At 44.8% G+C, this 17,316-nt stretch carries 18 protein-coding genes; 4 read left to right on the forward strand and 14 right to left on the reverse strand.

Annotated elements, in window-relative coordinates:
- Positions 1-348 carry a hypothetical protein gene (locus O5O45_RS08040; RefSeq protein ID WP_305904700.1) on the forward strand — a complete coding sequence of 116 codons (348 nt, stop codon included), beginning with the start codon at positions 1-3 and terminating at the stop codon, positions 346-348.
- 781 nt (positions 349-1,129) lie between these two features.
- Here the strand turns inward: O5O45_RS08040 and O5O45_RS08045 are convergent.
- A complete protein-coding gene (locus tag O5O45_RS08045; RefSeq protein WP_305904701.1) occupies positions 1,130-1,552 on the reverse strand; it encodes a hypothetical protein in 423 nt (140 codons plus the stop codon).
- An 831-nt stretch (positions 1,553-2,383) separates the two neighbouring features.
- Positions 2,384-3,223 (reverse strand): dienelactone hydrolase family protein, encoded by an 840-nt coding sequence (locus O5O45_RS08050; RefSeq protein WP_305904702.1) that lies wholly within the window; start codon positions 3,221-3,223, stop codon positions 2,384-2,386.
- 128 nt (positions 3,224-3,351) lie between these two features.
- Between O5O45_RS08050 and O5O45_RS08055 the strand changes: the two genes are divergently transcribed.
- Positions 3,352-4,260 carry a LysR family transcriptional regulator gene (locus O5O45_RS08055; RefSeq protein WP_305904703.1) on the forward strand — a complete coding sequence of 303 codons (909 nt, stop codon included), beginning with the start codon at positions 3,352-3,354 and terminating at the stop codon, positions 4,258-4,260.
- Between the two features lie 129 nt (positions 4,261-4,389).
- On the opposite strand, the gene O5O45_RS08060 is transcribed toward O5O45_RS08055, so the two are convergent.
- The 12 genes from O5O45_RS08060 to O5O45_RS08115 form a co-directional block, all read right to left on the reverse strand.
- Complete coding sequence (locus O5O45_RS08060) at positions 4,390-5,043, reverse strand: hypothetical protein (RefSeq protein ID WP_305904704.1); 654 nt, start codon at positions 5,041-5,043, stop codon at positions 4,390-4,392.
- A 143-nt stretch (positions 5,044-5,186) separates the two neighbouring features.
- Positions 5,187-5,846 (reverse strand): hypothetical protein, encoded by a 660-nt coding sequence (locus tag O5O45_RS08065; RefSeq protein WP_305904705.1) that lies wholly within the window; start codon positions 5,844-5,846, stop codon positions 5,187-5,189.
- 518 nt (positions 5,847-6,364) lie between these two features.
- Positions 6,365-7,573 (reverse strand): IS256 family transposase, encoded by a 1,209-nt coding sequence (locus tag O5O45_RS08070; protein WP_305900391.1) that lies wholly within the window; start codon positions 7,571-7,573, stop codon positions 6,365-6,367.
- Positions 7,574-7,940: 367 nt separating this feature from the next.
- Positions 7,941-8,621: an imm11 family protein gene (locus O5O45_RS08075; protein ID WP_305904706.1), complete on the reverse strand. Its 681-nt coding sequence runs from the start codon at positions 8,619-8,621 to the stop codon at positions 7,941-7,943.
- 47 nt (positions 8,622-8,668) lie between these two features.
- Positions 8,669-9,385 carry an imm11 family protein gene (locus tag O5O45_RS08080; protein WP_305904707.1) on the reverse strand — a complete coding sequence of 239 codons (717 nt, stop codon included), beginning with the start codon at positions 9,383-9,385 and terminating at the stop codon, positions 8,669-8,671.
- Positions 9,386-9,412: 27 nt separating this feature from the next.
- Complete coding sequence (locus O5O45_RS08085) at positions 9,413-10,258, reverse strand: DUF4261 domain-containing protein (RefSeq protein ID WP_305904708.1); 846 nt, start codon at positions 10,256-10,258, stop codon at positions 9,413-9,415.
- A 121-nt stretch (positions 10,259-10,379) separates the two neighbouring features.
- The gene (locus tag O5O45_RS08090; protein ID WP_305904709.1) at positions 10,380-11,036 is read right to left on the reverse strand and encodes a hypothetical protein; all 657 of its coding nucleotides are present in this window, start codon (positions 11,034-11,036) and stop codon (positions 10,380-10,382) included.
- A gap of 164 nt (positions 11,037-11,200) precedes the next feature.
- Positions 11,201-11,605 carry a hypothetical protein gene (locus O5O45_RS08095; protein WP_305904710.1) on the reverse strand — a complete coding sequence of 135 codons (405 nt, stop codon included), beginning with the start codon at positions 11,603-11,605 and terminating at the stop codon, positions 11,201-11,203.
- A 145-nt stretch (positions 11,606-11,750) separates the two neighbouring features.
- Entirely contained in the window at positions 11,751-12,638 is an 888-nt protein-coding gene (locus tag O5O45_RS08100; protein ID WP_305904711.1) for a hypothetical protein, read from the reverse strand.
- Between the two features lie 560 nt (positions 12,639-13,198).
- Positions 13,199-13,936 carry a hypothetical protein gene (locus tag O5O45_RS08105; protein WP_305904712.1) on the reverse strand — a complete coding sequence of 246 codons (738 nt, stop codon included), beginning with the start codon at positions 13,934-13,936 and terminating at the stop codon, positions 13,199-13,201.
- Positions 13,937-14,075: 139 nt separating this feature from the next.
- Positions 14,076-14,480 carry a hypothetical protein gene (locus O5O45_RS08110; protein ID WP_305904713.1) on the reverse strand — a complete coding sequence of 135 codons (405 nt, stop codon included), beginning with the start codon at positions 14,478-14,480 and terminating at the stop codon, positions 14,076-14,078.
- A 24-nt stretch (positions 14,481-14,504) separates the two neighbouring features.
- Complete coding sequence (locus O5O45_RS08115; protein WP_305904714.1) at positions 14,505-14,834, reverse strand: zinc ribbon domain-containing protein; 330 nt, start codon at positions 14,832-14,834, stop codon at positions 14,505-14,507.
- Positions 14,835-15,423: 589 nt separating this feature from the next.
- Here O5O45_RS08115 and O5O45_RS08120 point away from each other — a divergent pair.
- Both O5O45_RS08120 and O5O45_RS08125 read left to right on the forward strand, forming a co-directional pair.
- A complete protein-coding gene (locus O5O45_RS08120; protein WP_305904715.1) occupies positions 15,424-16,731 on the forward strand; it encodes a S8 family peptidase in 1,308 nt (435 codons plus the stop codon).
- Entirely contained in the window at positions 16,718-17,302 is a 585-nt protein-coding gene (locus O5O45_RS08125; RefSeq protein ID WP_011397686.1) for a hypothetical protein, read from the forward strand. The genes O5O45_RS08120 and O5O45_RS08125 overlap by 14 nt, the downstream gene beginning before the upstream one ends.
- Positions 17,303-17,316 lie beyond the last annotated feature (14 nt).

Genomic DNA, 17,316 nt, shown 5'->3' on the forward strand with positions numbered 1-17,316 from the left:
ATGTCCCGGGCCGCCGCCATATCGCCTTTCTCTGCGGCAGCTTCCGCTTCATTAGACGTAAGCAGAAGATCCAGGGCAAAAAAAGCTGGACCAAGAGCTTTTAAGGTGCCAGCACCAACATCCAGCAGAACCTTTTTATTAGTGGATATTAATGAAGTAATTTCAGTTGATGTAGCCTTGATGAAATCATCAAAAAACTTCTTTTGGTCTGGATTGAAAAAGCTGAAACTACTAATTGGCACACCTGGTTTGGGTACTATTTCAATAATTCCATCTACTATTTTGTATTCAAAGTTATCTCCGATTAATTCTGCTTTCTTTAATAGATCCGCACGATGGAATATATGACGGATGTTAAAGACAGGGCCTGGCGTTACATTGGTAAATAATCCCGCTGCCGCATTGATGGAAATTGATTGAGAGACCATGGCTGCTGAGACTGCATCAATTCCTCTCAGTTTGGAAAGCTTAGATAGTTCTTCTACAGGTATGCCGTCGATCTTGAAGCTAACGCCCGTCTTATCAAACTTATCTATTAATGCATGAATTTCTGTGACGGAGAAAACACTGGTTTCTTTTGGCAGATCAGGAAGTATGAGTGAGAAATTTCCTTTTGCGTCTTCTATAAATCGTCTAGAAGCAATATCCCAAAACGAATTGTTGCTAGCTCGCATACCTGTACTGGGATCTGTTCCGAGCTCGGCTATCCGCAACTCATTATCGAAGATAGCGCCTTGTGCCTTTGACATCTCCCTGCGTTTGATGAACGGGTTAGGTCCATCTGGCGAGTTTATAGTTATCTGGTATTTAAGCGCCATCTCAATGGCGAGCTTGAATTCAGAGCTGTTCATAAGCTTGCCGACTTGGCTTTCAGCTATAACTATTCCATTTTTTGACTTATTAATAGCTTTAGCCACCTGGAAAGCTTCTGTCCCATTTGGTAGGGCTCCACTATAAAGAATATAAGGGGTGTTACCTTTTCCGCCGGGATTTAAAAGATCACCACTTGTATTTTCTAATATTTGTTTTAATTCTTCAATTGTATAAGGTTTTACCCCTTCAACTTTGTTTATAACGTCTTTTGTTCTTTCTTTTATTTTTTCGATGGAATACTCAAAGGTGGTCGCCATTAAATGTCTTCCTTGAAATAATACATTCCGTAATTTAGTACGTCTAAAGCTTCTTTAGCTTCATGTGTAACTTTTTCTTTTTTTAGGGGGTCTTCGATAGGTATTGGCTTCAGTATGCGTGTTTGGTACTCTGTCTCTAAAAGATATTTTTCACCATCTAAATATAAAAGAACCCGGTTTACGCCGAGTACATAGGAAATCTCTATTGCGTAATAGTTTCTGTTTCGATCTATTGCCCAGGAACTTAAATGACATATATCGCCGTAGGGCGTCGCGTACTCAAAACTAATTCCTGGTTTAGCTCCTCTTTTGTGAACTGTCTCTAGTAAATGGTCGGGCCAATGATTGGGCCAATCATCGCACAGGTCATCTTGAACTCTTATGCAACTCTCAGGGGTTAGGTCTTCTAAAATGTAGCTCATATATTTTTCCAAATTACGTTTGATGAGTGTTTCTATAGTATTGTCTGTCTCAGAAATGTATGGGCAGACAGGTGTTTCAATAATGTGGGTTGCCGCATTTTGCAACTTATCTAGGCCAGTTGATTTTTCTCTTTGGGTAAAAGGGCTCTAGCTGCATTTCTTCTCGTTGGTGTTAAGGAAACTTGTCTGCTGGTCGGTGATGTGGCTATACATGATCGGCTACTATTCTCTTCTCCATAAAAATGTAACGTAGGCTCAGGTAAGGTGGAAAAACGAAGCCTGCTGACTTATGCATGTTATAACACGATGTAGCGACAGATTTATTCGGTTACAGAGAGCCGTCGTAAGTATTAAGGCGTTAACAGCTCTTGCTTGCGGCGGAATTTTTGCACTCTGAATCAGGGGGCATTGCCCAGGATGGTGACGGGAAAAAGGCCCAGCGGCGGCGGAGATAGGTTGTCTTCATGATTAGTGTGATATTCCCTTAAGGCAGGCGAGAAATAAGGGCGTATTTTACATCTTTCAGGCAGTCCGGCCACTGAAAATTAGGAACAGTGGCGTAACTTTTTATGTGCCCGGCGAAGTGTGAGAGATATGCCCACATAGGCCTGTATCTGTAAGTGTTTTCTTGACCAGAGTGTCCATGTTGATCCTACCCACCAATGATAGAAACCCTGTTAAGCGAGTAAACCTCTCAACAGAGGTGAACTAGGACCAGTCAGGAAACTCCGAACCTTAAAATCCCCCAACAAGATACTGCGACAAGCACAACGCGGAAGCCCTGACATCGGCTCATCGACCTGGCGTGAGCCGTGCCCATCGTGACGAACCTTAGAGCCTGAAAAGATTCTCCAGAAAAGCGGCTACCGGTTGCCTGGCCATAGGCAGGTTAAGCAGGGTGTGGGGCGCATCGGGTATTAATACGACGCTGGCGTTAGCGCGCCCTTTGAAAGCCTCTATACAATTTCCCTTGGCGGACGCATTTCCGAGCCATTCATTGGCGGAAGAGAAGTAAGGGTCGCTGGCGCTGATGACGTTAATGATGGGACGCCCGTCGAGCACAGCGGTATCGGGAGAAGCCACAAAGTAGTTATTCTCGCAACTCCACGAAAAGATAATTCGTCCTGCGAATGCCTCGCCGCTATAACGGGCTACCGCAACCGATCCTTCACTGGCGCCCGCCAGTGCCAGGCGTTGATTGTCCGCCCAGGGAATCGTCTTCAACGCCTGAATGGCCAGATTGATTTCAGAGCTGCGCAGGGCATGGATTTTCTCGTAGATATCCTTACTGACCGGCGACTTATAGGTCAGTCTATCTGGCAGGGCGAAAGAGTCGGGGGCGAGACTGGCGATTCCCAGGCCAGCCAGCCACTGTTGCCATTGACCAATAGCTTGCAAACCCAGACCTGAGGAACCATGCAGGAGTACCACCACGGGAACCTTTTTCTCCAAAAGCTTTGGCGCATTTTTTAATAAACCCAGATAGATATCGCCGCCAGTGACGCTGCCAGGCAGCGCTATCTGAGCGTTGCTTATCGCCTTACGGGATGAAACGGCGTCGTGAGCGCTTGCATGCCCCTTTACTTCTCCTTGTGGTGTTTTGGCTTCCGCCTGCAGGGAAAGGACGGCGTAGGTATATAGCATGGCAAAAAGAAAGTGGGATAGTTTCATGGCGCGGCTCCGATACAAGCTCCAATAGTGACGTCACCACTTTAAAAATCAGCTTGAGTGATGTCTAATGCATTAATTGAGCTGATTAATAATTAAGAGTTATGAATCTATCTCAGCGTCATCTCCAGATGTTCGTTACCACTGCCGCTTATTGTAATGTCTCTCGGGCAAGTGAAATCCTGCACATCAGCCAGCCGGCGTTGACACGGGCTCTGAAGGAGCTTGAAAGCCAGCTCGGCGTCACCCTGTTTCAGCGCACAACCCGCAGAATTAATCTGACCATGGAAGGCGAAAGGTTTCTGCCGGTCGCCCAGCGGCTTCTCAACGATATGACTGCTGCGATAGATATGGTGCGAGGGGAAGCGACAGGACAGCAGGGTTCGGTTAGTCTGGCGGTGGGTGAGGCATTTGGCTGCACAGTGCTTCCAGCCGTGCTTAAGGTGTTCGCCCAAAGCTTTCCAAGGGTGCGTGTCAGGATCATCAATGACAACAGTCAGGGGATTACCCGACGGGTTGATAATAGTGAAGTGGACTTCGGTATTGGCACCCCTGTTGGAAACACTGGAGCGCTGTTGTGCACCCCGTTGTTAAGCGCTCCTCTGGGGTTGCTTGCCGATCCCTCCGAGTACAAGCTTGGGGCTGACGTGGATGCCTGTGATCTAGCCAGCCTGCCTTTGCTTAAGGAAAGTAACGATACCAGTATTCATCATTTGCTTAGCGTCAACGGCTCGGATGTGGTGGCATGGATGAGTATCGGAATTGAGGTTTCGAGCCTGGCTCAACAACTGGCATTGGCCCGGTCTGGAGTCGGTGTTGCTGTGCTGTCTGCTTTAGGGGCGTCGCACTATGACGCTGTATCCATGAAGTTCTCCCAACTTAAGCCAGAGATAAACAGGAAAGTCTTCCTCATGCAACGCAGGGACAAAGTGTTATCACCTTCATCCCGAGCATTATTGGCGACGATCTTTGAGCATATGCATTCAGTACCTTTGCATTCCATGGTTCGGCTGGCTAAGGGCGAAACATCTTCTTCGTAGAGCAAGCCCAAATGGAGTTTTATAGGGTGGCATAAGCCCAGAAGTTTGGCTGCTGTTCATCCAATAGCTTTCAAAGAGGGCGCTTCTAAGCATGGCTCGCTAGTAGTGGCGCTCACATTGTAAAGCGTATCAGAACTCTGAAATAACAAGAGCAGTTTTGGTTTCTTTTTTGTAGAAAAAATGAAAGTTTGGCATGTATCTATGGGAGTAGTTTATGCCCTCTGAAAATCCTATGTATATGTATTCATTTTCGCTTTTGTCAAAAAACCGAACATATTTATTGAGGCTGTCTTCGTTGCCAGGAATGTCAAAAAGACTGTGAGAGAAACTGTCCTGTATTTCGCAGAAGCAGTTTGAAAAGCTGGTTATGTTACCTCCGGCATGGAAAAGTGGAAGCTTCGAGCTTATATCGCCTAAAGATGTTATGTATCCATCTCTTTTGAATGACTCTTTAGTTTCTTGGAACATCTCTCTCGCTACCTCCGAGAAATGCTCGAAGGAATGGAGGTCACTTTCAGTGCAATCTACAGACCACTTGCCATTTCTATTTGTGTATGTCAACCAAAGCTCCCCACAATTGCCGCCTATGTTGTTTATACCTAAAAGACCTTCTTCATTTCCTAGTGGAATCGCAAGCAACACATCGCTCTCTATATTTCCCCCAAGTTTATAAATGCCAAGAGGTAGGAGGAGACGCTTTTCTAGCTCGGAAGAAAATACTTTTTCAGGATCAGGGAAGGCGGTGAAAAACTCGCAGTCTGAATATATGATTATCTCGTTCATAACTATCATATTTAATATAAAAAGGATTTATGATTTGCTTTATATGTATTTATTGACTCTGGTTTTATAGCTTAACAGCTGGTTCACTTTATTAGTTGACGTGACTGTTTCGTTTCCTGATATTGGTTTTCGGACTGCTTGCATTATTTGAAATCACTTTCTGAGGTGTTGATGCCAGTAGTTACAAATATGTGCGTAAATTTTAAAATTGATTCTTCTACGTTGTTCCACTTGCTTAGCATGGCCTTTCCGAACGAGAAACTAATGTTGAAGTTCTCATATGTTGAGTCTGCAGTACAAACTTTGTTACAGCTTATAATACGTATCTTGGAGTTTTTTCCTTCGATTGGTATAAAGTAATCGGTGTCGTTGTATTCTGTGCAGCCGAGTTGATCGAACAAATCTTTGGAGTATTTTTTCATATCACAGCCAAACCTCTTGTAATGACGAAGTCCATGATCTATGTTGCCGATTTCAGTTAATCTATTTAAGTTATACTCGTTCCTTTTTGAGTAATCATTCTTTAAAGTTAACGATATTATGTTGTTGTCCTCCTTGATATGCTCTTGTTTTGCTGGCTGCATGTCTGATATTTTGAATTTAAGAGTGATTATAGAACTACCATCCGAATATAGTTTATAATCTGATACGTAATCGTAAGGAATTTTTACGTGTAAATAATTCTTCCCTTCGCCAAGGGGGGATATTTTTTGCTCAAATATTTTATCATCGATTTCTTCTTTGCTACAGCCTGATAATAAAAATAATAAGGCTGTTAATTTTAAGAATAATATTTTTCTCATGATTGAATGGTTTTTAAATTTTTGAATTGAAGTGTTTATTTTGGGGGGGTATGTTCACTTTGACTCTTGAAGGAGATTGCACTGTTGTGCTAGTGTCAAGTAATCACGCCAGAGAGAAATATACAACGATAGGTATAGAGAATTTACAGCCCTTGACCATTATTTATTATCCTTGAAATAATACTTCCCACGATTAAGCACTCTTAAGGCTTTAATTGCTTCAGACTTAACCCAATTATTTTCCTCGTTGTCTTCGATTGCTAGCGGTTTAAGGGTGCGGGTCTGATATTCGGTTTCTAGGAGGTATTTTTCACCATCTAAATATAAGAGAACCCTGCCTACGCCGAGTACATAGGAAATCTCTGTTGCGTAATGATTTTTTTTTCGATCTATAACCCAGGGGTTTAAATGACATATATCGCCATAGGGCGTCGCGTACTCAAAACTAATTCCTGGTTTAGCTCCTCTTTTGTGAGCTGTCTCGACCCTGTAAATAATTCTGTGTATCTGCCTGGTTATTAAAGATACTCCGTTAAGCGATCTTCGAACTCGATCATAAATCGGTTCAGCGCTGACTTCCAATTCCTGATCGGCATCGTCCATTTCTTCGACGCATCCATGATCGCCAGATACACCACCTTTCTCGCGGAATCATCCGTGGGGAACAGCTTCCGTTTCTTGATCACTTTCCTAATGACGCTGTTAAGGGACTCAATGGCATTGGTCGTGTAGATGGCCCTGCGAATGTCTTCCGGGTAGCGGAACAGAGTGTTGAGATTCTCCCAGTGAAGCCGCCAGGATCGGCTGATCTGGGGATATTTCTCATCCCATCGTTCGGCAAATTTGTCCAGCTCTGAGAGGGCTTCCTCTTCGGTGGCCGATTGGTAGATCCGCTTCAGATCTGTTGTGACCGGCTTATAGTCTTTCCATGGCACATACTTCACCGCATTGCGCACCATGTGCACGATACAGAGCTGTATCCGGGTTTGGGGATACACGGTATTGATCGCTTCGGGGAAACCCTTCAGACCATCCACACAGGCGATCAGAATGTCCTTCACGCCCCGGTTCTGTAACTCGGTCAGCACATTAAGCCAGAACTTCGCCCCTTCGGTTTCAGAGATCCACATCCCTAACAGTTCTTTGTGACCTTCCAGATTCACTCCCAAGGCAAGATAGATCGCCTTGTTGATCACCTGCTTATCCTGGCGGATCTTCACCACAATACAGTCCAGGTATACGATGGGATAAACCGCATCCAGAGGACGAGACTGCCATTCCACCACCCGCTCAATCACGGCATCCGTGACTTTGGAGATTAAGGTGGGAGAGACATCCGCGCCATACATTTCCTTAAAGGTGGCCACGATCTCTCGGGTGCTCATGCCTTTGGCGTAGAGGCTGAGAATCTTGTCGTCCATGGTGGTGAAGCGGGTCTGCTGCTTCTTGACCAGTAGAGGCTCAAAGCTGCCCTGACGATCTCTGGGAGTATTAACTTCAAACTGACCGTCCTCGGTACGGAGGGTCTTGCTGGAATAGCCGTTACGGCTATTGTCTGAATTTGAAGATTGATGTTTCTCGTATCCCAGATGCACATCCAGCTCTGCATTGAGCGCGGCTTCCACGGTCGCCTTGGTGAGCATCTGACGGAACTCGTTGAGATCCTTTTCTGTTTTCAGAGATTTGGCTGCCTCACGGGCAAATGCTTCTAATTCTTTCTGGTTCATTGTCTACCTATCCTTAACCCCGCTATAGGGTACTAGTGATAGGCAGATACACAAATTAAATTACAGTCTCGCTGTCTCTAGTAAATGGTCGGGCCAATGATTGGGCCAATCATCGCGCAGGTCATCTTGAACTCTTATGCAGTCATCAGGGGTTAGGCGTTCTAAAATGTAGCTCATTTATTTTTCCAAATTACGTTTTATGAATGCTTGTATAATATTCTTTGACTGTATGCTTTAAAAATTGTTCTCTGGCCAAAAGGGCAGGCGGACTGGTGTGAGCCGAACATGGAAACCCAGGTAACTATGGGTTATGCAGAGGTTCTCTAAATTATGCCATAAATTTTTTCCACTACCACTAACAAGCACATTAGATATGCGCTACCATCTCTCCCTGTTTCCCATAGGGCTCAGTAAATTCATTGATCCCAGTTACACCGTTTGATTTTAAAGTATTAAACATAGTTTCGTTAATATATAGAGCAGAGTCTACTGCATAGGCTTGGTCTATGTGCTTCCAGAGAGGAAGTAGCTCTATGAACTCACGGATGGAGGCGTTATGTTGAATAGAAGGAATAAATTCCTTCTCTTGCAGGGAAGGGGAAAAATCCACATCCATTAGTGATTTATGGTGATTAGTAATCGTCAAGTATCGGCGCATATTCATATGATAAAAAGGCGTATCTGTAACATTTTTTCCATTTTCTCCTAAAATTTCAATAGGCCAAAATTGATGGCCAAAAGGATCAATTTTTTCGATTAATAATTTAACTTTATCTGATACATATATGTGATCAATTAGCACTAATATGTCTGGTATGTCTTTTTCTGTTACGTTTGTTTCAATAGGAACGTTTATTCGCCATTCAGCAAGTAAAGGCGCTTTATAAAGTTTACAATGATGGCATTCGCTGGAGGTGAATTCTTCAAAGCTATATTTATACTCGCTGGGTCCTGGTCGTCTATCCATTTTAAAAGGTATTGGTTTTTCAGCAGAAAAATATATTCTTTCTGGTAGGTTATTGAAGTCTATTTCAAGTCTGTAAATCATTGCGTTTCGACCTTAGATTTGTATTTGGCTATTGCTCTTTTATGGTTTCAAATAGCGCACAAAGACTCCTCTCCCTTGCCATACTTTTCGCTGTATAGATCCATGCCATTAATACCCTTTATATGAAATGCATCTATTAGGTTTTGATTTAAGTAAAGGACTGTGCGTGCTTTCAAATGCCGTTGATCAATATCAGCTATGCAATGTCGCCACAAAGGGACTTGTCCCAACTGCTCCCTTAACGTAGGGGAGTCCTTAACCCTGGCCATAAAGTCTTCTTCCCTTGGTATAGGATAAAAACCAAGCTCAGCAGCTGTGGCTACTCGATTAGACGGCGTAATAGTTAGAAAGCGTCGCTCATTAAACCAGTAATAAGCTTGTTCAGGAGCAACTGGCTCTTCCTTGTGGTTGAGCAATTGCACGGGAAAGTACTCATGCTCCATTGTGTCTATACTTTCGATCACAGTTTTTGCTCGCTCGGAGATAAATAGGTAACCACCAACACCCCACAAATCCGGTATTGGTTCCACCTCTTTTCCTTGGTGAAAACGTAAGCAGGCGATGATTGGACGATCAGATAAAAGCGGCGCTTGAAAAAAATTTACGCCAAGCTGCTGAAAGACTCCTGGGGTGGGGGTAAATTTTCTCTCGTAATGTATTAATCCCACTCCCCAGCGCTCTTTGGCGTCGCTTCCGGGGCGAGGAACAGGGAATGCTTCCAAACGATCTTGCGTCGCCAGCTTCGACAAAAATCTATAAAACATGATTTGAATTCATACAGTCTGTTTTAATTAATTCATAGTTTCCATTTTCATCGCCCAAACATCTGGCTGCGAATCATTGGCGGGAATTCTACGCATACTAAACGGTTTTGATCCTTCTATGCCGATAGTGTTACCTTCAACGAAGATAGGTCCGTTAGCCAGGACATAACCGACCATGCAGTATAAGTGCTTGGCGACCTCGGAGGGTTTGCATTCAAATGGGTCGATTTGGATTTCAAATCCTGATAAAGCCTCAAGTCCTTGCGTAACTGCTCCAACTTTGTTTTTCTCTTCCAGAGAAAAAAATCGAATACCAGTCAAGTAGGGAATTGGTAGCCCGTACAATGCGATGGGGCCGTGATCATTGAAATCCGCCATTGCTTTGTCTGCACTGCTAATCGTCATTGCATATTGTTCTCTGTCTTCCAACATATCAGAACAGGGCCAGTAGAATGCTAATGGAGTCGCGCATTGAGCTAGTAAGTCAGTTATCGTCATTACACACAAAGCTGAAAAGATTGCCTGTAATTGGTCATCAGTCGACAGTCCTGGCGATATGATCAGATGAGCTTTATGGTTACTAACTAACTGCTCTCCATTTACCAAGTTATAGCTTGTCTGCAATGCCGTATTGAAAGTGCTCGAAGGAACTGGTTGGTCAATGGATAAGACAGTATATGGGCGCTCATTCCACATTATAATGAGCCCATCACTAGCGTTTTCTGTGCCATGGACTGTTATGTTTGGGTTGCCTATTTTATCTCTTAATAATTTCTCAAGTTCCGTAATTGGTAAGTCTATTGGGCGCTCAAGCAATATTATTTGCATGATGGAGGGAAAAGTGGCTATTGTGTTTAGGACTTGATTACTCACGTTTGCCTCAATGGTAACGTTATTAAATATTGGAAGCTGGTGGCTATTTGAATAGCTATATTGCCTTCAGTATGTGTGAACGCTAGCGTCAGTCTCATTTATATTAAGAAAAGTGAGCTTCTTATGTGAAGTCATGAATGACTAATACTCGTTTTAAGTTTGCGCAAAAAAAGAAATGGGCTTGAGCGAGTAGACCTGCATACACTCCCGCTTCAACGAATCCAAGATAAGTGTACTCATTTCCATCATCACTATATAGAGAAACTAGCTTTTCATTTCCATTTTTATTGCCTGGTATTTCGGAAAGCTTATTTCTAACATGCTTCTTCAATTTATTATACCAGTTGCAATAGTTGGTTGTTTCATCACCTTTATTGAAAAGCATCTTATGCCCAGGCACCCCGTTTTTGTGACAGATATGGCCACTTTCTAAAAACTCGTCTCTTCTTTGGTTAAATTTTATTTTGGCTTCACTTAAAACGAGATCAAAGGGAAGCAGGTCGCTTGGCGAGCAGTCCAATGACCATCTGCCATCTCTTTGGGTATAGGTGAGCCAAGTTTCACCGCATGTTTCTCCAAAATTATCGACGCCTATTAACCCTTCATCATCACCGATAGGGATCGCCAAAAGGATGTCATATTTTCCGTCGCTTTCTTCTAAGTGATAAATTCCTACAGGGAGGAGCAAGTCTTTTTCAGTTTCAGATGCGAAAAATTCATCAGCATCTGGAAATGCCGTAAAGAAGCTGCAGTTCTCATATATTTCTCTTTCATTCATCTATCAGTCCTTGGAGTGTTGTTTTATGCCCTGGTATTCGCTTTGATTTCGGCTATTCTCTGGCGCAGAAAATTATTGGTTTATTTGCGAGATAAGAAAAGACGCAAAGAAATTCCGAAGAGTTGGTCGTGATTAATGCCTAAAGTTTTGCCTCACCAATACCATTATTCATCGAAATAATACATCCCACGATTAAGCACACTTAAGGCTTTAATTGCTTCAGACTTAACCCAATTCTTCTTCTCGCTGTCTTCGATTGCCAGCGGTTTAAGGGTGCGAGTCTGATATTCGGTTTCGAGGAGGTATTTTTCTCCATCTAAATATAAGAGAACCCGATTTACACCGAGTACATAGGAAATCTCTATTGCGTAATAGTTTCTGTTTCGATCTATTGCCCAGGAACTTAAATGACATATATCGCCATAGGGCGTCGCGTACTCAAAACTAATTCCTGGTTTGGCTCCTCTTTTGTGAGCTGTATCTAGTAAATGCTCGGGCCAATTATCGCGCAGGTCATCTTGAACTCTTATGCAACTTTCAGGAGTTAGGTCTTCTAAAATGTAGTTCATGTATTTTCCAAATTACGTTTTATGAATGCCTGTATAATACTCTTTGACTGTATACTTTAAAAATTGCTCTCTAGCCAAAAGGGCAGGCGGACTGGTGTGAGCCGAACATAGAAACCCAGGTAACTATGGGTTATGCAGAGGTTCCCTAGTGCTCTCCAGAAAATAGCTTGGCCAGACTGGTGTTGCGCATCTCTATGGCTGTGCTCAGATAAAGCTGTCTCTTTTTATCTGAAAACAAACCAAGTTCGATACTTTTCGAAAGTAAAATATTGACTATCTTGATGTCTGACTTGACTCTTATCGAATAATGTAAGTAGTCGTATTCGGTCATGTCTATATTGTGTGATAAAAGCAGGTCTACTACTTCGCTGTCATTGCTTAATATGGCATGAGATAATGTTCGGTTTATCTTGCCTTCATAGCTCATTTTTGCCCCATTGGCTAGCGCTTCTTTTATTATTAAAAAGATGCCTCTATCTGCTTTAACTTTAACACTTGCAACACGGTTCATTATTCCATATTCAATGATTGACTTTTCAGCCTCGCCACTCTTCCAGGCAATGCTGTTAACATCTAACCCTTTTTTTAGTAATGTCTTAAATATTTCGTACTCGCCATATCTCACAATTAATCCTAAGAGAGTTGAACCCCTGTATTGTTTTGAATGTATGTCAACGTCGCGATTCAGCATTGTTTTTGTTAAGTTTACAAGATGATCACTTCTGACCATGGCAATGGCTAGTGGTGATATTTTATACTTATTTTTACTCAGCATGTTAGGATTTGCTCCTAACTCTAATAATTTATTTGTATTATCTTCGCACTCTTCTTTTTCATCTCTATTGATATGCACTAGATACTTGCATGAGTCCATCAACCTATGAAGTGGCGCCCATCCATCACTATCAAAGCTGTTCACATTGTCTCTGGTTATTTTTGATATGTTCACTTTTTCTATGTCTGCCAGACACGCGCTAATGCTGAGTACTGAAATTATTGTTGCCGTGAATATTTTGACGACTGTATTTTTCACACTTTTCCCTTTTGGCTATAAAGGTTCTTAAATAATACGAAAAAATCGTACAATAAAGCCGTGACTAAACCTATAACGCCTACACATACTCTTACTAAGTAAGAAGCAATGTAGACTTCATCTGAATCATCTCTTAGGTCCGTATAGAGTAGTGACATTTCAAGAACTGATGATGTCAGTATGCAAGCTGCTCCTACACCAATGATAGAAAATTTTGCAACCATACTTCTGCTAAGAAAGCCGCAGAGAAGGGCAGGGATGTATGTCAGAACGTGAAACGCCAGATAACTGAAGGGTACGGCTCCTCTTTCTAGAATCCGCCCCCAATGAGGATCAATATAGCTATTGATCCTGCTGTAAAATATTAAAGTAGATGATATGGTTGTAATTAACGATATCGTGATCAAAATAAAGAAATATTTTCGATCTTTAAGGCACGATGAAATGTATGAGTGAAACACTTGGATTCTCTTTGCTGATCGCTAGGGCGTTAGATGCAGCTAGTATATGGATGTAGGAGCAGGCTTTTTACCTGGGGCTAATGTTGTTGAAAAGGGTCTCTAACTTCTGCATAGTTTTATATACCAATAGGGCTCTTCTATTGGCTTTATCAGACATGGCTCTTTATGGGTGTTATCAGAAGGCCAGTCTAATGTCCAGTTAAATGGATATATCCAGTACCAGTCTAGAGAAGACGCTACCTGGAATCTTTTACTGTTTTCGCCTTTATGGTCAGTAGTGGATAAAAGCCATCCGTTCTGGAATTTCTGAGGTTGGGGGATGTAAAGGTATTCTTTTTTAAGTAAGCCAAGTTTTGCGGAGTAAGCCTTTGAATTATTAGTATATATATTTAGCTCTCTAAATCTGGATTTCTCTGATAGCGTTGCTGCTGCGCTTCTTTGATTATAATCTTTTGAATATGGTCTATTTAACCAACTGGCGCCACTATCAATTCCAACAACCCCTGTTCTGGCGATAATGTCTTTGCCCTCATCGGTGTTCTCCCAAGTGAACGACACCTGTGCTGCTGATTTTATTAGTTCTTTTTCTTCACTATTTAAAGTTATCTTTCCCTGATTACCCTCTGCGACTAACGCAAGTATGTAACTATAATGGTACTGAAGCTCCACCAGTCTAAGGAAGTCATTCCTGTATTTATGGAAGTTATCAACCATCTCTTCGTCAGAAGGCAGAGAGTGAGTAAGCTTTTCTATGGTAATTCCCGTGTAGCCTACTTCGCGGATAAATCTTTCTTCATCCCCAGTACTCAAGTACGTGCCAATATTCGTTAGAAACATGGTCGTTATCTTTAAAAAAAATGTATATCTGAGAATAAAATAAAGTAGTAAAAGATAAGTGCACCATCGAAGCTTACGGCTCGATTTCCATATAGAGTTGGCTCTCGTTGGCGCCGATTTATGTACTGGTTTAATTTTGTCACTCATCGAAATAATACATCCCACGATTAAGCACCCTTAAGGCTTCAACTGCTTCAGTCTTAACCCAATTCTTCTTCTCGTTGTCTTCGATTGCCAGCGGCTTAAGGGTGTGAGTCTGATATTCGGTTTCGAGGAGGTATTTTTCGCCATCTAAATATAAGAAAACTCTACCCACGCCCAACACATAAACAATCTCTACGGCATAGTGATTTCTCGATGTATCTGTTACCCAAGGATTGAGATGACAGACGGCTCCGTAGGGCGTTGCATATTCAAAGCTTATTCCAGGTGTTGGACCTGCTGAAGTGGCCAAATGAGAAAGGCGTTCTGGCAAATCTTCGTTGAGATCACGTTGAATTCTTATGCAGTCCTCAGGTTTGAGGCGATGGAGTATGTAATTCATAGTAAATGCCCAGTGGGTGCGTGATTAGCCATTCAGCTTCGCCCCACAGTTAAAACAACTTATCGCCCGAGCGCTGACTTTTCGTCCACATTCGTTGCAAACCACGGAGGTTTTCCCGGCTGAGGTTTGGGATTTCTTTTCAACTTCCGCCAGTTTGGCTTTTAGTCTGGCGCTGGAGCAGCCGTCTTCTTCCATGATTTCCCACATGGCCTGGCAAAGGTGGGATAGCTTTTCCACTTTTTTCTCTAACAGGCGCACGTCTACGGCGATGCCTTCCGCCCTGGTTTTGGCATTGCGTGCTTCGCCATGGGCTCGGGAGATTTTGAAGTTTTGAAAAAGGTCATAGAGGTTCATGGGGAGTTCCAACTGCCTGTCACTACTGTTTTGCTAACGATTATTGGGTCGGGGAGGCGAACAGGTTCGCGGCGTCAGGAAAGAGGTTGAATAAGGCGCCGGTTTTGTCGATGGAATGTTCGTCCATGGGTGTATCCGAGTAGTTCTGTTGCTGGGCGATTGCACATACGGCTTAGGCCGGTTCGCGGGTTGCGCGCTATCTTACCCATTCTTGGTTTCCAATCCTACTTTCTGTACACGCTCAAATACTCTGATTAGGGACGATCTGGCGCCGTGGCGCCCCAGTCTGGGTAAAAAATAACCCAGTGCGTACCGGTGGTGCTTTCTTGGCGGCTTTGGCCTGGAGAGTCCGGTGAAAAGAGGGGCTGGTTACTCATCGCCGCCTGACTTTTGCGGGTCGGAATACACCCGGTTTGCACTGAGAATCTCTGCTTGGGCTTAGCTTGAAACGCGGATATCGCTCGGCGCATCCGGGGGTTGCTGATGGCCTGGAAAATTGGAATGAAGCTTGCTCACGCATAGCTCACCGAAATCAGTGATCGTATGCGCAAGAATTCAGCGGATCGAATCTATAACAATGAAGAACCACGTGCGTATCAAATTACGGCGACCGGTAGCGGCGCTGGAGGATCTGCCTCACTGGCAGCAGTTGCTGGGCAATCGGCGGCTGGAGCGTGAGCGTTTTCTGCCGGACGTTGATCGTATCTTTCATCAGCATCGACTGTCCTTTTTCGCTACGCGGGAATATCAGCCCGCGGGGTCGAACTGGTCTGAGGATGAGGTCGCCAGTGGGTTGAATCGCGTCTATCGGCTGATCCTGACCCGTGATGGCGATATTCCTCCCGACATGATCGCGGATATTCGTCTGCTGCCGGAAGTGGAGGATGCCGCTCCCGGCGATATCGGGCAAATGGAGCTGAATCCACGCAGCGCAGCCATGAGCGCGCGCACTGACCGCGCCTCGCGGGAGGCCATCTTCCTGGAAGAGGCGCAGGCGTTCAGCCAGGGCGATAGCGACATTGTGGTGGCGGTGTTGGATACCGGCGTCGAGCTGGACCATCCCGAACTGCGCCATGCTATCCGCGGCGGCTATGACTTCGTCAACATTCTCGACGGCGCCAGTGAATTCATCGGCGACTATATCGACGCGGACGCCATTGCCGATGACGAGGTTGGCCATGGCACCCATGTGGCCGGCATTATCGTGGGTAAAGGGCAGGGCATGCCGGGCGGTGTGGCGCCCCGTTGCAAACTGATTCCCGTACGCGTGCTCGCCGCCATGGAAAAACAGGGACGCCGGGTTGGCGCCGGCCTCATCGAAAATATTAACGCCGGCGTTAAATATGCGGTGGATCAAGGCGCGCATGTGATCAACATGTCATTAGGCGTAAGACATGAGGGAGGCGGCCTACCTCACCAGGAAGTTATCGACTACGCTTATCGGAAAGGAGTCACCATTGTGGCGGCGTCCGGCAACGACGGGTTACAGGAAATGTATTACCCCGGCGCTTTTGAAACAGTCATCGCTGTCGGCGCAATGGACGCGCAAGGGCAAGTTGCGGACTTTTCCACCTACGGAGACCAGGTCTCCTTTATCGCTCCCGGCGTTGACGTCTACAGCGCCTATCTGGACAACGAATACGCGTTTTCAACCGGCACCTCCCACGCCGCGCCCTTCGTAACCGGCGCTGTGGCGTTGCTGAAATCCTATGCCCGCAAAGCCGGACGCACGCTTTCCGACGGGCAGATCAAACATATCCTCAAGCACACCAGCGACAAAATCGACAATCGCTTCAAACACCGCAAAGCCGGATACGGGAGACTGAATCTGGCGGATGCGATGCGCTATCTCGAGTTCAAGCTTGGCCAAAGGAGAGAACGATATGGCTACCACTGAAGAGAAGAAAGAGTCCTCCGCCCGCACTGCGGCGGGAACCACCGTCACGGCGTCGTCCGCTCTCGACTTCGGCGACTTGAAGAACGAGTGGAGCAAATTGTTGGAGAAGCAACGGCCGGACGCGGAGAGCAACCTGCTCAAGGTGAACGTCCGCGCCAGCAAGATCGATCCACTGGCGGAAGCGGCGCTCAGTAAAGTGAAAGAAGCGTACTCCACCAACGAGAACACGCTGCGCAAGCTCATCACCCGCAAGGGCTGGGCGACGGAGCTGGACCGGGTGATCAAACGCATCAACAGCCTGCGCATCAGCGAAAGCAAACGCGTGGTGTTGGCGGCGGTGTATCCGGCGTTGCTGAACAAGTTGCTGAGTTGCAGCGGCGCGGACGAGGAAGTGAAGGACGAAATGGGATTCACCGATTCGGTGTTGTTCGAGCTGGAGCGCGAAGATGGCCCTCTCGATCGATTCGCCCAGGAGGTGGTGAAACTGGTGGGGGCCAAGCACCGCATCAATTTTGCCGAAGACAATGTATTGTGCGACCTGATTGCGCATCAGGTTCGCGCCGGCCTGTAATCAGCGAACGGGAC

Origin of the sequence: Hahella sp. HNIBRBA332 (assembly GCF_030719035.1) — a bacterium.
Taxonomy (GTDB): Bacteria; Pseudomonadota; Gammaproteobacteria; order Pseudomonadales; family Oleiphilaceae; genus Hahella.

Coding starts and splice junctions, on each gene's coding strand:
- O5O45_RS08050 (WP_305904702.1), bottom strand. CDS start 3,223: ATGAAACTATCCCACTTTCTTTTTGCCATGCTATATACCTACGCCGTC.
- O5O45_RS08125 (WP_011397686.1), top strand. CDS start 16,718: ATGGCTACCACTGAAGAGAAGAAAGAGTCCTCCGCCCGCACTGCGGCG.
- O5O45_RS08110 (WP_305904713.1), bottom strand. CDS start 14,480: ATGAATTACATACTCCATCGCCTCAAACCTGAGGACTGCATAAGAATT.
- O5O45_RS08055 (WP_305904703.1), top strand. CDS start 3,352: ATGTTCGTTACCACTGCCGCTTATTGTAATGTCTCTCGGGCAAGTGAA.
- O5O45_RS08075 (WP_305904706.1), bottom strand. CDS start 8,621: ATGATTTACAGACTTGAAATAGACTTCAATAACCTACCAGAAAGAATA.
- O5O45_RS08105 (WP_305904712.1), bottom strand. CDS start 13,936: ATGTTTCTAACGAATATTGGCACGTACTTGAGTACTGGGGATGAAGAA.
- O5O45_RS08040 (WP_305904700.1), top strand. CDS start 1: ATGTCCCGGGCCGCCGCCATATCGCCTTTCTCTGCGGCAGCTTCCGCT.
- O5O45_RS08080 (WP_305904707.1), bottom strand. CDS start 9,385: ATGTTTTATAGATTTTTGTCGAAGCTGGCGACGCAAGATCGTTTGGAA.
- O5O45_RS08065 (WP_305904705.1), bottom strand. CDS start 5,846: ATGAGAAAAATATTATTCTTAAAATTAACAGCCTTATTATTTTTATTA.
- O5O45_RS08060 (WP_305904704.1), bottom strand. CDS start 5,043: ATGAACGAGATAATCATATATTCAGACTGCGAGTTTTTCACCGCCTTC.
- O5O45_RS08090 (WP_305904709.1), bottom strand. CDS start 11,036: ATGAATGAAAGAGAAATATATGAGAACTGCAGCTTCTTTACGGCATTT.
- O5O45_RS08095 (WP_305904710.1), bottom strand. CDS start 11,605: ATGAACTACATTTTAGAAGACCTAACTCCTGAAAGTTGCATAAGAGTT.
- O5O45_RS08070 (WP_305900391.1), bottom strand. CDS start 7,573: ATGAACCAGAAAGAATTAGAAGCATTTGCCCGTGAGGCAGCCAAATCT.
- O5O45_RS08045 (WP_305904701.1), bottom strand. CDS start 1,552: ATGAGCTACATTTTAGAAGACCTAACCCCTGAGAGTTGCATAAGAGTT.
- O5O45_RS08115 (WP_305904714.1), bottom strand. CDS start 14,834: ATGAACCTCTATGACCTTTTTCAAAACTTCAAAATCTCCCGAGCCCAT.